At 69.6% G+C, this 12,877-nt stretch carries 13 protein-coding genes; 7 read left to right on the top strand and 6 right to left on the bottom strand.

What is annotated here, in order from left to right; genetic code table 11:
- Nucleotides 1–31: 31 nt before the first annotated feature.
- From ACWCRB_RS12035 to ACWCRB_RS12025, 3 genes are read left to right on the top strand one after another with little or no spacing between them, the layout of a single operon-like run.
- Nucleotides 32–184: a hypothetical protein gene (locus ACWCRB_RS12035; protein WP_450995936.1), complete on the top strand. Its 153-nt coding sequence runs from the start codon at nucleotides 32–34 to the stop codon at nucleotides 182–184.
- 5 nt (nucleotides 185–189) lie between these two features.
- Nucleotides 190–465, top strand: a complete 276-nt coding sequence (locus tag ACWCRB_RS12030; RefSeq protein WP_450995935.1) for a DUF4190 domain-containing protein — start codon at nucleotides 190–192, stop codon at nucleotides 463–465.
- Nucleotides 466–516: 51 nt separating this feature from the next.
- Nucleotides 517–1,680: a cysteine desulfurase family protein gene (locus tag ACWCRB_RS12025; RefSeq protein WP_450995934.1), complete on the top strand. Its 1,164-nt coding sequence runs from the start codon at nucleotides 517–519 to the stop codon at nucleotides 1,678–1,680.
- Between the two features lie 84 nt (nucleotides 1,681–1,764).
- Here ACWCRB_RS12025 and ACWCRB_RS12020 read toward each other — a convergent pair whose 3' ends face one another.
- From ACWCRB_RS12020 to ACWCRB_RS12010, 3 genes are all read right to left on the bottom strand, one after another.
- Entirely contained in the window at nucleotides 1,765–3,348 is a 1,584-nt protein-coding gene (locus tag ACWCRB_RS12020; RefSeq protein ID WP_450995933.1) for an alpha/beta hydrolase, read from the bottom strand.
- Between the two features lie 230 nt (nucleotides 3,349–3,578).
- A complete protein-coding gene (locus ACWCRB_RS12015) occupies nucleotides 3,579–5,150 on the bottom strand; it encodes a multicopper oxidase family protein (RefSeq protein ID WP_450995932.1) in 1,572 nt (523 codons plus the stop codon).
- A 211-nt stretch (nucleotides 5,151–5,361) separates the two neighbouring features.
- Nucleotides 5,362–6,114 (bottom strand): N-acetylmuramoyl-L-alanine amidase, encoded by a 753-nt coding sequence (locus ACWCRB_RS12010; protein ID WP_450995931.1) that lies wholly within the window; start codon nucleotides 6,112–6,114, stop codon nucleotides 5,362–5,364.
- 59 nt (nucleotides 6,115–6,173) lie between these two features.
- Here ACWCRB_RS12010 and mnmA point away from each other — a divergent pair, with 59 nt between their 5' ends.
- Nucleotides 6,174–7,298 carry a tRNA 2-thiouridine(34) synthase MnmA gene (mnmA, locus tag ACWCRB_RS12005; protein WP_450995930.1) on the top strand — a complete coding sequence of 375 codons (1,125 nt, stop codon included), beginning with the start codon at nucleotides 6,174–6,176 and terminating at the stop codon, nucleotides 7,296–7,298.
- A 330-nt stretch (nucleotides 7,299–7,628) separates the two neighbouring features.
- Here the strand turns inward: mnmA and ACWCRB_RS12000 are convergent, their stop codons facing one another.
- On the bottom strand, nucleotides 7,629–8,939 hold the full coding sequence (locus ACWCRB_RS12000; protein ID WP_450995929.1) for an ATP-grasp domain-containing protein: 1,311 nt from the start codon (nucleotides 8,937–8,939) through the stop codon (nucleotides 7,629–7,631).
- Nucleotides 8,936–9,202, bottom strand: a complete 267-nt coding sequence (locus tag ACWCRB_RS11995) for a hypothetical protein (RefSeq protein ID WP_450995928.1) — start codon at nucleotides 9,200–9,202, stop codon at nucleotides 8,936–8,938. The genes ACWCRB_RS12000 and ACWCRB_RS11995 overlap by 4 nt, the downstream gene beginning before the upstream one ends.
- Before the next feature lie 615 nt (nucleotides 9,203–9,817).
- Here ACWCRB_RS11995 and ACWCRB_RS11990 point away from each other — a divergent pair.
- Nucleotides 9,818–11,104 (top strand): MFS transporter, encoded by a 1,287-nt coding sequence (locus ACWCRB_RS11990; RefSeq protein WP_450995927.1) that lies wholly within the window; start codon nucleotides 9,818–9,820, stop codon nucleotides 11,102–11,104.
- A gap of 37 nt (nucleotides 11,105–11,141) precedes the next feature.
- On the opposite strand, the gene ACWCRB_RS11985 is transcribed toward ACWCRB_RS11990, so the two are convergent.
- A complete protein-coding gene (locus ACWCRB_RS11985; RefSeq protein WP_450995926.1) occupies nucleotides 11,142–11,465 on the bottom strand; it encodes a DUF427 domain-containing protein in 324 nt (107 codons plus the stop codon).
- Nucleotides 11,466–11,535: 70 nt separating this feature from the next.
- Between ACWCRB_RS11985 and ACWCRB_RS11980 the strand changes: the two genes are divergently transcribed.
- A complete protein-coding gene (locus ACWCRB_RS11980; RefSeq protein ID WP_389348951.1) occupies nucleotides 11,536–12,075 on the top strand; it encodes an LOG family protein in 540 nt (179 codons plus the stop codon).
- A gap of 7 nt (nucleotides 12,076–12,082) precedes the next feature.
- Nucleotides 12,083–12,781 (top strand): SDR family oxidoreductase, encoded by a 699-nt coding sequence (locus ACWCRB_RS11975; RefSeq protein ID WP_450995925.1) that lies wholly within the window; start codon nucleotides 12,083–12,085, stop codon nucleotides 12,779–12,781.
- Nucleotides 12,782–12,877: the final 96 nt, after the last annotated feature.

Raw genomic sequence — 12,877 nt, 5'->3', positions numbered from 1 at the left:
CACTGAACTGTAACGAAAGGGAACTCCTCCCATGTTCTTCCTCGTGGCTGTCCTTCTGCTGCTGGGCATGGTGCTGGGCACCGTCGCCCACGTCCCGGTCTCGTTCGCCGTCCTGGCCGCCGCCGGCATCGCCGTCTGGCTCGGCATCTTCGCGCTCCGTGAGCGCCTCGCCCGTCGGAGCTGATCACCATGCAACTCACCGCATCGGCCACCGGCCGTACCGAGCACACCGGCCCCCGCGACGCCGACGGCATGGCCGTCGCGTCCTTCGTCCTCGGGCTGCTGGGCCTGCTGGTCCTCAACATCTTCCTCGGCCCCGTCGCCATCGTCCTGGCCGTCGTCGCCCTCTGGCGCGGTACGCAGCGGCGTGGCCGGGCGATCCTCGGCCTCGGTCTCGGCATCGCCGACCTGGTCGTGCTCGTCACCCTCATGCAGCTCGACCACACCGTCTCATGGAGCTTCTGACCGGGGTCCACCAGTTTCCCCGCCGGCGGGGCGCCGTAGAATCACGACACCATGGCATACCTCGACCACGCCGCGACCACCCCGATGCTTCCGGAGGCGGTCGAGGCAATGACCGCGACGCTGGGCGTCACCGGTAACGCCTCCGCACTCCACGCGGCCGGCCGCAGAGCGAGGCGTACGGTCGAGGAGGCCCGCGAGACGCTCGCCGAGTCGCTCGGCGCCCGGCCCAGCGAGGTCGTGTTCACCTCCGGCGGCACCGAGGCCGACAACCTCGCCGTCAAGGGCCTGTACTGGGCCCGCCGCGACGCCGACCCGGCCCGTACGCGCGTCCTCGCCAGCCCCGTCGAGCACCACGCCGTCCTCGACGCCGTGCACTGGCTCGGCGAGCACGAGGGCGCCGACGTCGAGTACCTCCCCGTCGACGCGTACGGCCGCGTCCACCCCGACGCCCTGCGCGAGGCCATCGCCCGCAACCCCGACGATGTCGCCCTGGCCACGGTCATGTGGGCCAACAACGAGATCGGCACCATCATGCCGGTCCGTGAACTCGCCGACGTGGCAGCCGAGTTCGGCGTCCCCCTGCACGCCGACGCCGTACAGGCCTTCGGCCAGGTGCCCGTCTCCTTCGCCGACTCCGGGCTCGCCGCGATGACCGTCTCCGGCCACAAGGTCGGCGGCCCGTACGGCATCGGCGCGCTGCTGCTCGGCCGTGAGTACAGCCCCGTACCGGTGCTGCACGGTGGCGGTCAGGAGCGGCACGTACGGTCCGGGACCCTCGATGTGCCGGCCGTCGCCTCCTTCGCGGTGGCCGGGCGGATCGCCGCCGAGCAGCAGGAGTGGTTCGCGCACGAGATCGGCGCGCTGCGGGACTCGCTGGTCGAGGAGGTGCGGCGGGTGGTGCCGGACGCGATCCTGGGCGGCGATCCGGTGGACCGGCTCCCCGCCAACGCGCACTTCACGTTTCCCGGCTGTGAGGGCGACTCGTTGCTGCTGCTTCTGGACGCGCAGGGCATCGAGTGCTCCACCGGGTCCGCCTGTACGGCAGGGGTGGCGCAGCCGAGCCATGTGCTTCTGGCCACCGGGACGGATCCCGACCTGGCTCGGGGCACGCTTCGGTTTTCCTTCGGCCATACCTCCACGCAGGCGGACGTGGAGGCGGTGGCGAAGGTGATTGGGCCTGCGGTGGAGCGGGCTCGTGCGGCCGGTTTGAGCTGAGCGCTCCGCTGGACAGGCGGTTTCTTTGTCCGCGGGCCGGTGGGGGCTTGTCGCGCAGTTCCCCGCGCCCCTTTGGGGCGCGGCTCAGTTCAGGTTCGGTATCGGGTTCACCAGGGCCGCGCCAGGCGCCAGTTGGCTTGCCGCCGCCTCGCTGCTGCCCGGCCAGATTGCCGGGCAGTGGGTGTTCGGTGCCGGGGGTGTCAGGGTCGTCAGGTAGGTGTCGGTCGCCTCCCGCATGCATGGGCTGCGCCAGTACGTGATGTGGCCGACGCCGTCGTATGTCAGGAGGCGGGCCTCCCGGCCCATCTGGCGGGCCGCGTTCGTCGCCCAGGCGTGCGGGGTGGCCACGTCGTAGCGGCTGTTGGTGAGGAGGATCGGTGGGGTGCCGTTCACGCGGAGCGGGTGCTGCGGGTTGGCCACCTGGTCCGTCCAGTTCTGGCAGCTGGTCATGTAGGACCAGCCGAGCGACGCCACCCGGGTGAGGGGCGCGATCCGGGCCAACTCCGCCTTGTACCGGGCCGTCGTCGCGTACGAGGGAACGTCCAGGTCGAAGTCCTGGCACAGGACCGGGTCGTAGGTGAACGCCACCGGGGTACCGGCCGCCGCCGTGGCCGCCTTCGTGTCCGTGGTCGTCGCCGCCGGGGCCTCGGTCACCACGGTCATCTTCGAGAGGATGAAGGCGAACGTGGACCAGTCGTCCGGGTCGTACATGTAGCTGTAGGCGGAGCTCAGCAGCGTCGAGGTGGGGAAGGGCCGGTTCGAGAGGGTGTAGATCAGACGGCCCTCCTCGGCCGCGTCGTAGTACGCCGCGAAGAGGGCGCGTACGTCCTGGCCGTACAGATCGCAACTCGGCGTGCGCTCGCACCAGTCGGCGAACAGGCCGAACGAGGCCTCCAGGGTCTCCGTACGGGTCTTGAGGATGCCCCACGCGCCCAGGCTGTGGTCCATGTTCGAGTCCAGCACCATCGCGCGGACCCGGTGCGGGAACAGTTCGGCGTACTGCTGGCCGATCAGCGTGCCGTACGAGCCGCCCCAGTAGCTGATCCGCCGCTCGCCGAGAGCCGCGCGGATCGCGTCCATGTCCCGGGCGACGCTCCCCGTGTCCATGTGGTCGGCGAGCGGTCCCGACACCTCGCGGCAGTTGTCGGCGAGGGCGCGGTTGGCCTCACGGAGGGTCTGGAACGAGGCCTCGTCCGTCGGGCTCAGCGCGGCCCGCCGCGCGGTCACCATCTCCTTGTCGCAGCGCATCTCCGCGCTGCCGCCGATACCGCGCGGGTCGAAGCCCACGAAGTCGAAACGGGCGGCCAGTTCGGGGGAGAAGGAGAACGGCGCGCTCAGGGCGAGGCTCACCCCGGACTGGCCGGGGCCGCCCGGGTTGAGCAGCAGCGAGCCGATCCGCCGGTCGGGGTCGGTGGCCCGGTGCCGGGCGAGGGCCAGCTCGACGGTCGTGCCGTCCGGGTGCTGCCAGTCCACCGGGACCGTGAGGGTCCCGCACTCGAACTCGCCCTCGCCGGACGGGGATTCGCAGGGCTGCCAGGCTATGGACGAGGTGGTGGCGGCGGGGACGGCCGCGGTGGCCGTGCCGGTCAGTAACTGGCCGAGGAGCGCGGAGGCCGCCACGGCGACGGCCGCGAGCCTGCGTCTGGATGTGTATGTGGGGGCTGACATGGATCACAGCATGAACCCAACTGCCCCACAGCCCAAGGAAACTGACGGATCATCAGTAAATTCGTCACACGGTCCGGGTGAGTGTCGACACTCGGACTGAATTCCAGAGATCTCGCTCAATATCTGCGCTGACTGTCGACAGTGTCGCGCTGCTCGTCTACCTTCCGCAGCAGGTTGCCGCCGGCACTTCCACTGCCGGCGGCAACCGTCCCAGGGGAGGCGGGAAGGTGCTAGCTGTCCATCACCATGAGGGCCGCCATCATGCCCTCGTCCTCGTGCTGCAGCAGATGGCAGTGGAGCATGTACATGTACGTGTCGTCGGTGAAGTCCGTGAACTTCATCGCGATCTTGATGGAGCCACCGCCGACCACCTCGTAGGTGTCGAACCAGCCGAGGTCGACGCCGGTGGGTTCCTCGCCGTTGATCTCGATCAGCTGGAACGGCACGTCGTGCAGATGGAAGGAGTGCTCCAGCTGCGTGCTGTTGGTGATCGTCCAGATCTCCTCGGCGTCGAGGGTCGTCATGATCGTGGCCATCGAGTCCATGGTCGTGCCCGCGGAGCCGTTGATCGTCATCAGCTGCCCGCTCTGCCCGAGGGTGATCGTGCGGGCGGCGAAGTCGGTCGTGTCGTACCGGGTGATCGTGTTGAGGCTGCTCGGCAGGTCGTCCGGGGTGTCGGAGGCGTCCGGCGTGACGGTCAGGAAGTCGTACGTCCCGCTGCCGCCCCGGATCCAGCCCGTGGTGACCACCGTCTGGAGCGTGACCGCCGCGTCGAGGTCGAGGACGAACTCGGCGCGGGCGCCCGCCACCAGCCGGATCGAGGTCACCTCGGTGGCCTCGGTGAGATAGCCCTGGTCGGTGGCGATCTGGGTGAGCGTGCCGCCGTCGCTGCGCTGCAGGGTCAGGATGTCGGAGGGGGAGGCGTTCAGGACGCGGAAGCGGGTGCGCTTCTTGGTGGCGGTGAAGCCCAGGGTGGTCGCGTCGACGTTGGTGCCGTTGCAGAGCACCGGATAGGTGAGGCCGGAGCTGAGGTAGCCGGTGATGTTGTACTTGATGTCACCGCTGGTGTCGACCGCCAGACACTGCAGGATGAGCGGGATGTCGTCGACGCCGTACTCGCTCGGCAGCGCGGCCGAGGCGTCCGAGTCGTCCTCGACGATGATCATCCCGGCCAGACCGTGGACGACCTGCTCGGCCGTGGTGCCCAGGGCGTGCGGGTGGTACCAGAGGGTCTTGGCCTCGTCCTTGATCTCGAAGGTCGGCGACCAGGTCTCACCGTCGGCGAAGGCGTTCTGCGGGCCGCCGTCCATCTTGGGCGGGATGTGCGCGCCGTGGAAGTGGACGCTGGTGTCGTCGCCCAGGTTGTTGGTGATGTTCAGCAGGACCGTGCTGCCGTTGGTCCACTTCATGGTCGGGCCGAGGAGCGACCCGTTGTAGCCGGCCGTCGTACTCGTGACACCGCTGATCACCTCCGCCGTGCCGGTCTGCGCGGTCAGGGTGAAGGTCGTCGTGCCGTCGGCGGTGGTGCCCTCCAGCAGGTCCGGGATGTTCAGGGTGGTGTCGGCCGCGGAGGCCTTGAAGGTGTTGCCGTCGGTCAGCAGGGCGAACGTCCCCGTCGCCGCGCCGACGGCCGCGAACCCGACCCCGGCCATGCCGCCGAGGAACTTCCGCCGGTGCAGGCCCTTGCCCGACCGGCTCCTGCTCTCGTGCGAGTGTTCGCCCTTGCCCGCCCGGTCGCGCTTCGCGTGGGCACCCTTGCTCTGCTGTCCCGTCGAGTCGAGGGGATCGTTTGTTTGGGTCATGGCTGCGGAGCTTTGAGCTAAGGACTGTGTAAAGACTGAGGCGAACTTAGGAAACCCGATGAAAGCCTGTGGAACCTGAAGTCGCCTCTCCCGACCTCAACTCCATGAGAGAAAAGGCGAGTTGGTGTCCCGCAGGTCAGGATCGGCGGGCGGGACAGTTCGGGCGGCCCGCTCTCATCAAAGGCTCATGATCCGAGGTGTGTGATGTGTGTCACGCTGATTGCTGGGTGAGCGCAGTGCTCGCCCGGGCGACGAGCCCCAGGTACTTGTCCCAGTCCCAGCCCTTCCCCGGGTCGGTGTGGTCTGTGCCCGGCACCTCCACGTGCCCGATGATGTGCTCCCGGTCGACGGGTATGCCGTACCGCGCGCAGACCCTCGCCGTCAGCCGCGCCGAGGCCGCGTACATCGCGTCTGTGAAGTCCTCGGGCTTGTCCACGAAGCCCTCGTGCTCGATGCCGACGCTCCGCTCGTTGAACTCCCGGTTGCCCGCGTGGAACGCCACGTCCAGCTCGCGGATCATCTGGGTGACGTGCCCGTCCTTGCGGACGATGTAGTGCGCCGCGGCCCCGTGCGCCGGGTTCTGGAAGACCTTCACCGCGCTGTCGAAGCTGCCCTGGGTGACATGGATGATCACCCGGTCCACGGCGTAGTCGTCGGGCCGGTCCGCCATCCGCCAGTTCGCCGAGGAGGCCGCCACCCAGCGCGCCCCCGTGTAGTCGACCTCGCCCTCCTTGCGCGGCTTCGCCATCCCGGGCATCCGCCACCACATGCGCCCCAGCTCGTCCCGCGCGAGCACGCCCGTGGCGACGGCGGCGACCGCGCCGCCGATGAGCAGGGCCCGCCGCCCGATCCGCCGGTCGCCGTCCTTCGGAGCAGCTCTCCGGTGGCCCTCGCCGCGCGACTGCCGGGGAACGTCCTGTGGAAGGCCGTGGCCGGTGTCGCGACGAGCCTGTGTTTCCTCCATGTGATCCCAACGGATACTCGCGCGCCCCGGTTCCCGGCGCCCCGTACCCTGGAAGGGTTATGACTCACACCTCGCAGCAGCCCCTCCGCGTACTGGCCGCCATGTCCGGCGGCGTGGACTCCGCCGTAGCCGCCGCCCGGGCGGCGGAATCCGGCCATGACGTCACCGGCGTCCATCTCGCCCTGTCCGCGAACCCCCAATCGTTCCGCACGGGCGCGCGTGGCTGTTGCACCATCGAGGACTCCCGCGACGCCCGCCGCGCGGCCGACGTCATCGGCATCCCCTTCTACGTCTGGGACCTCGCCGAGCGCTTCCGCGAGGACGTGGTGGACGACTTCGTCGCCGAGTACGAGGCGGGCCGCACCCCGAACCCCTGCCTGCGCTGCAACGAGAAGATCAAGTTCGCCGCGCTCCTCGACAAGGCCCTCGCCCTCGGCTTCGACGCGGTCTGCACCGGCCACTACGCGCAGGTCGTCACCCTGGCCGACGGCACCCGCGAGCTGCACCGCGCCTCGGACATGGCCAAGGACCAGTCGTACGTCCTCGGCGTTCTCGACGACCGTCAGCTCGCCCACGCGATGTTCCCCCTCGGTGACACCCTCACCACGAAGGACGAGATCCGCGCGGAGGCCGAGCGGCGCGGTCTCGCGGTCGCCAAGAAGCCCGACTCGCACGACATCTGCTTCATCGCCGACGGCGACACCCAGGGCTTTCTGGCCAACCGCCTGGGCAAGGCCGAGGGCGACATCGTCGACGAGTCCGGCGCGGTCGTCGGCACCCACGAGGGCGCGTACGGCTTCACCATCGGCCAGCGCAAGGGCCTGCGCATCGGCACCCCGGCCGCCGACGGCAAGCCGCGCTACGTCCTCGACATCTCCCCGGTAGACAACACGGTCACGGTCGGCCCGGCCGCCTCCCTCGACGTCGACGCCCTCACCGCGATCAGGCCCCGCTGGTGCGGAGCGGCCCCCACCGGCCCCGGCACCTACACGGCCCAGCTGCGTGCCCACGGCGGCGAGACCGAGGTGACCGCCGAACTCGTCGACGGCACCCTGGAGGTCACGTTCACCGAGCCCGTGCGCGGGGTGGCACCGGGCCAGGCGATCGTCCTGTACGACGGCACACGCGTCGTGGGCTCGGCGACGATCGCCACGACGACGAGGGTCACGGCGGGCGTGTCCTGAACGAGCCGGACCTCATCCCCAGTGCAGGGGATGGGACAGCGTCACCCCGTGCGTGGCGAACCCAGGGAGACATACGGCGCCACGCCCGCGGGTCGTTGCCGAAGGCGTACCCCGCGTACTTCGGGGTGCCGTCCGCGTCACCGACGCACACGAGGACGACCTCCGTCTCCTCGGTCATGACCTGCACGCCGATCCGGAAGCCCAGGACACCGCGGCCCGCGCGTCCGCCGCGGTGTGCACCGGCGTCTGGGATGCGCCGGCCAACCTCCAACCAGGCGTGTGGTGCTGACCGAACCAGGCCGCGTCGAAGTCGGAGAGGCTCCGGTCGGGTCAGTTCACTTGGTAGACCGCGTCCTTGAGGGCGCGCGCCCTCTCGTAGTCGGCGTCGAGCAGGGTGTCGTCGGGGGAGGTCAGATAGATCCGCAGGGCGGCCGTCATCAGGTCGTTCGTGGGCCGGATCCGGGACCCGGGCCGGTACTTGACCGCGGTGACGACCGTGCTCGGCAGCGCGTCGATCGCCGCCACCGTCTCCTGGTCCACGGCCGACACGACGCCGTCCAGGACGGTGGGCGCGTTGTAGGTGTAGGCGGACTGGAGCTTTCGGTACACCCCGTCGCCGTACCGCTCGACGAACTCCGCCGGGCGGACGTACGCCAGCGCGGACAGCCCCGCCTGGTTGTGGCCGAGACACAGGTCCTGGAAGGCCGGGTTCAGATTGCCGTTGAGACGGGTGGCGATCTCCACCAGCACCGGGCCCTCGTCCGTGACGATGACCTCCGCGTGCGTCGGCCCCCAGCGCACGTCGAGGGCCGCGAGGACCTCGGTGACATAGGCGATCAGGGCCGGTACGGGGTCGGCGTCCGGGGCCACCAGGATGTCCCGGTTGTAGATGTTGCGGCCGGTCGGCAGCAGCGTCTTCTCGTACTCCCAGACCCCGCACACATACTGGTGACCGTCGGCGCTGACCGTGTCGACGATGTACTCGGTGCCCTTGAGGTACGACTGGACCAGCGCCTCGGTGTTGGCGTTGCCGAAGATGGTCCGCCCGGCGAGCACACTCTCGGCGGCGGTACGGGTCTCGGCGGCGTCCTGACAGACGAACACCGCGTCCGAGCCCGCTGAGTCCAGGGGCTTCACGACCACCGGCCAACGCCCCTGGTCCTCCGCCCACTTGACGATCAGTGAGGCGTCGTCGCTCTTGAACTGGTCGGCACAGCGCACCCCCGCCCGGCGCAGCGCCTCGATCATCTCGTACTTGTCCCGGCGGGCCGCCGACAGTGCGGTGCCGTTGGACTTCACCCCGAGCGCCTCGCTGAGCCGGTCGGCGGCCTGTACGGCGGACTCCTGGCCGGGCACCACGGCGACCGGGGCGTGGGCGCGCAACAGCCCGGCCAGCTCGGTCTCGTCGGTGCTGACGAGGTTCTGCTCGTACGCCGTCAGGTCGGGCGCGAGCATCGTCGGGATCAGCTCCGCCGTGGTCTGCGCGTGGATCACGCGCGCGCCGAGAGCGGTGAAGGCGGCCGGGTAGAAGTTGCCGGCGGAGTAGCCGTCGACGACCACGGCGGCGGCTGCGGCGCCGTCAACTGCGCCTGTGGCCTGAGAAGTTGCTGCCTTGGAAGCGGGGGTCTCGGAAACGCTCATGCCTGTCCTTCGGATGGTTCGGGTCTCTCGCGGGGAGTGTCCGCGACGAAGCGTGCCAGCCTGGTGATGCCTTCCCGAATCGCGTCGGGAGCGAGGTTGCCGAAGCCGAGCCGGATCTCGCGGTCGCCGCCGCCTTCGAGGTAGAACATGCTCATCGGCGCCCAACTCACCCCGAAATCACGGGCAGAGCGCTCCATGGCCGCCAACTCCCGGGTCACGGGCCCCAGATCGTAGCCCTGCTCGACCAGGAAGCCGCCGATCACAGGCTCTGCATGGAGTCCGTGTCCGGCGCCCATTCCTGAATTCGGGTCCGCGCCACCGCAATACCCTTGACATGGGGTTCTTTGTCGAGAATCGGAATACGCCGTATGTAGGCCTTGTCGGCCTGCTCGGTCGACGTCGTACTCGAATTCGACGGCAAATTCGCCACAATTCCGTTTCCCGCTTGCCCGTGACACGCGGAAGAGACCCTTGCACTCGGACCGCACCGACCAGGTAGTGTCCGTCGGTCGAACGGGCACCTCGAAAGTATGCTGCACCGCCCGGCCAAGTACTGTGAACAGTCGATGAAATGGCGTCGGGAACCTGGGAAGCGGACCGGTTCCGGCGTCATCCTCCAGGAGTCCTCTTCGGCCACGTCGAAGAGGAACAAGCGGAACGGGGGCAAGCGTGAACAATCTTCTGGCGGGTGTTTTCCGGCCAAGACGGCGCGGAATTGCACCTTTCTTCTGGAGCGCATCGGATCCGCCGACCGGCCGGGCCGTACGACGGCAGGTGCCACGGCCGAACACGCCGCGCCGGTAGCTACCCGGACCCCCACCTGCTCCGCCGTGCGCCCTTTTTTCCTCCTTCACTCGATCCCACCGGACGAACGGATCATGCGACCCGACTCCCCATGGCGGACGGCCGATTTCCGCACGCTGTTCACCGCATCCGCGCTCAGTCAGCTGGGCAGCAACGTCAGTTATGTCGCCGTACCCCTGGTCGCCGTGGCCGCGCTGGACGCCGGACCCGGCCAGGTCGGCGCCCTCGCCACCCTGAGCACCATCGCCTTCCTGGTCATCGGCCTGCCGGCCGGCGCCTGGGTGGACCGGCTCAGCCACCGCCGGGTGCTGATCGCCGCCGACCTGTGCCGCGCCGCGCTCTACGCCTCGGTGCCGCTGGCCTGGTGGCTGGACGCGCTCACTCTCGGCCAGCTCTACGCGGTCGTCCTGCTCAATGGCTGTGCGACGGTGTTCTTCGACGTGGGTTCACAGAGCGTGCTGCCCCAACTGGTCGGCAAGGAGGCGCTCGTTCAGGCCAACGCCGACATCAACACGCTCATCGCGGCAGGCAACGTCCTGGGCCGCGGCGCGGGCGGTGGGCTCGTCTCGCTGCTCACCGCACCCGTGGCCGTACTGGTCTCGGCCGGCACGTATCTGGGCTCCGGCCTCGGCCTCGTCGCGATCCGGCGCACCCCGCCGGCCGCCCCGGCGAAGGCCGGTGCGGGCAACCGGCTGCGCGCCCAGATCGCCGAGGGCGTACGGCATGTCTTCGGCAACCGGGAGCTGCGGGCGCTGGTGCTCACCGCGGCCCTCGCCAACCTCGGCTCGTCCGTCATCAACACCATGCTGCCCATCTGGTTCGTCCGCGAACTCGACCTGCCCGGGGCCGCGTTGGGCCTGTTCTGGGGAGCCGGCGGGATCGGTCTGCTGATCGGCGCCCGCAGTGCGCGGCCCATCGCGGCCCGGCTGGGATTCGGCCGTACGCTCGGGCTGGCCGGGCTCTGTCTGGCCCCGGCGGGTCTGCTCGTGCCGCTGGTGGACCGGGGCCCGTGGCTGTATCTCGCGGGTGCGGGCTGGTGTTTGGCCATGTTCAAGGTGGGCGTGGACAACGTGCTCGGAGTCAGCCTGCGGCAGCGGATGACCCCCGGCTCGCTGCTCGGCCGGATGAACGCGACCTTCCGGTTCCTGCTGACGGGCGCCCTGGCGGTCGGTGCCGCGATCTCCGGTGTGCTCGGCGAACTCGTGGGCGTCCAGGCCACGTTGTGGGTGGGTGGCGTGTTCGTGTCGACGGCCTTCCTGCCCGTCTTCCTCTCCCCGGTCCGGGCCCGCAGGGTCCTGCCCGACCCCGTCTCCGAGCCGGAATCACCCCGCACCCAGGACGTGCCGGCTTCGCCCGCGTGAATCCCCTCTCGTTCCGTTCTTCGCAGGGCTCGGGGGCCTAGACGGTCTCCACCTCGTAGAAGCAGAGGTGGTCCTTGATCCGGGCCACCTCGGGCTTCGGCTCGGGGTACGCCCAGACGAGGTCGGCGGCGTCCGGGAGGGACCAGTAGGACGCCGTGCCCTTGAAGGGGCAGTACGTGTGGGTCTCGGAGGGGGTCAGCAGGTCGAGGCGGACGTCCTCCGCGGGGAGGTAGTAGCGCGGGGGACAACCGGTCTCACGCAGGACGAGGGCCCGCTCGCTCTCGGCGAGCACCTCACCGCCGTGGACGACCCGTACGCGGTCGTCGGTCTGCTCGATGGTGATCGTGTGTCCTTCAGCCATACCCGAAGAGCGTTCGGGAAGCCCGGATTGTTCCCTGAACGACCATGCTCCTCCCGCGTACGGTGACGGCATGAACATCTGTGTCTTCCTCTCCGCCGCCGACCTGGACGACCGCTACACGCGCCCCGCGCGGGAGTTCGCGAAACTGCTGGGCAAGGGCGGGCACACCCTGGTCTGGGGCGGCTCGGACGTCGGTCTGATGAAGGTGGTCGCGGACGGGGTCCAGGAGGCGGGCGGCCGGCTGCTGGGCGTCTCGGTGGACTTCCTCGCGGCGAAGGCCCGTCCGGGCGCGGACGAAATGGTGATCGCGGGGGACCTCGCTGAACGCAAGCGGCTCCTGCTGGAGAAGGCCGACGCGGTCGTGATCATGGTCGGCGGGACCGGGACGCTCGACGAGGCCACGGAGATCCTGGAGCTGAAGAAGCACGGCAAGACGGACAAGCCGGTGGTCCTGCTGAACACCGCGGGCTTCTACGACGGCCTGAAGGAACAGTTCCGCCGCATGGAGACCGAGGGTTTCCTGCCCCGACCGCTCACCGACCTGGTGTTCTTCGCGGAGGAGCCGGTGGGGGCGCTGGCGTACCTGGAGGAGTCGGCGGGCACGGTGTGATGCGAGCATGGCGGGCATGGCTACACATGTGATCACCGGGGCGGGGTCGGGCATCGGGGCGGCGGTCGCGCGGCGGCTGCACGCGCGCGGGGACGAACTCGTGCTGCACGCGCGTGACGCGGGGCGGGCGAAGGAGTTGGCGGCGGAGTTCCCCGGGGCTCGAACCCTGGTGGGTGACCTGTCGGACCCGGATCGCCTGTCCTGGGCGTTCTCGCACCAGTCGCTGCCTGACCGGGTGGACTCCCTGCTGCACATCGCGGGCGTGGTGGACCTGGGCCCGGTGGGCGACCTGACCCCCAAAACCTGGCGCCACCAGCTCAACGTCAACCTGATCGCCCCCGCCGAACTGACCCGGCACCTCCTGCCCCAACTTCGCCTCTCCCAGGGACAGGTGATCTTCGTGAACTCGGGTGCGGGCCTGAACGCGAGTGCGAACTGGTCGGCGTACGCCGCGTCCAAGCACGGGCTGAAGGCCTTGGCGGATTCGTTGCGGCAGGAGGAGCGGGGGGCGGGGGTGCGGGTGACCACGGTCTATCCCGGGCGCACGGCGAGCCCCATGCAGGCGAAGGTCCATCAGCAGGAGGGCAAGGAGTACGACCCGTCGAAGTGGATCGACCCGGAGTCGGTGGCATCGACGATCCTGCTGGCACTGGACCTGCCCCGGGACGCAGAAATCAACGACGTGACGGTACGCCCGGGCCGCTGACGGATTCTTTCCGCCCCCGCCGCCCTTACCCGTTCCCATCCTCGGGGGCTCCGCCCCCGAACCCCCGTATCGCGCTGAACGCGCTCGTCCTCAACC

It is taken from the genome of Streptomyces sp. NPDC002156 (assembly GCF_053593675.1).
The sequence above is the reverse complement of the archived record's forward strand: the minus strand, read 5'-3'. Positions and strand labels throughout refer to the sequence as shown.

Bases quoted from the DNA above. Each gene is read 5' to 3' on its own strand.
- ACWCRB_RS11990 (WP_450995927.1), top strand. From the start codon at position 9,818: ATGCGACCCGACTCCCCATGGCGGACGGCCGATTTCCGCACGCTGTTC.
- ACWCRB_RS11985 (WP_450995926.1), bottom strand. From the start codon at position 11,465: ATGGCTGAAGGACACACGATCACCATCGAGCAGACCGACGACCGCGTA.
- ACWCRB_RS12030 (WP_450995935.1), top strand. From the start codon at position 190: ATGCAACTCACCGCATCGGCCACCGGCCGTACCGAGCACACCGGCCCC.
- ACWCRB_RS12015 (WP_450995932.1), bottom strand. From the start codon at position 5,150: ATGACCCAAACAAACGATCCCCTCGACTCGACGGGACAGCAGAGCAAG.
- ACWCRB_RS12035 (WP_450995936.1), top strand. From the start codon at position 32: ATGTTCTTCCTCGTGGCTGTCCTTCTGCTGCTGGGCATGGTGCTGGGC.
- ACWCRB_RS11980 (WP_389348951.1), top strand. From the start codon at position 11,536: ATGAACATCTGTGTCTTCCTCTCCGCCGCCGACCTGGACGACCGCTAC.
- ACWCRB_RS12020 (WP_450995933.1), bottom strand. From the start codon at position 3,348: ATGTCAGCCCCCACATACACATCCAGACGCAGGCTCGCGGCCGTCGCC.
- ACWCRB_RS12025 (WP_450995934.1), top strand. From the start codon at position 517: ATGGCATACCTCGACCACGCCGCGACCACCCCGATGCTTCCGGAGGCG.
- mnmA (WP_450995930.1), top strand. From the start codon at position 6,174: ATGACTCACACCTCGCAGCAGCCCCTCCGCGTACTGGCCGCCATGTCC.
- ACWCRB_RS12000 (WP_450995929.1), bottom strand. From the start codon at position 8,939: ATGAGCGTTTCCGAGACCCCCGCTTCCAAGGCAGCAACTTCTCAGGCC.
- ACWCRB_RS12010 (WP_450995931.1), bottom strand. From the start codon at position 6,114: ATGGAGGAAACACAGGCTCGTCGCGACACCGGCCACGGCCTTCCACAG.
- ACWCRB_RS11975 (WP_450995925.1), top strand. From the start codon at position 12,083: ATGGCGGGCATGGCTACACATGTGATCACCGGGGCGGGGTCGGGCATC.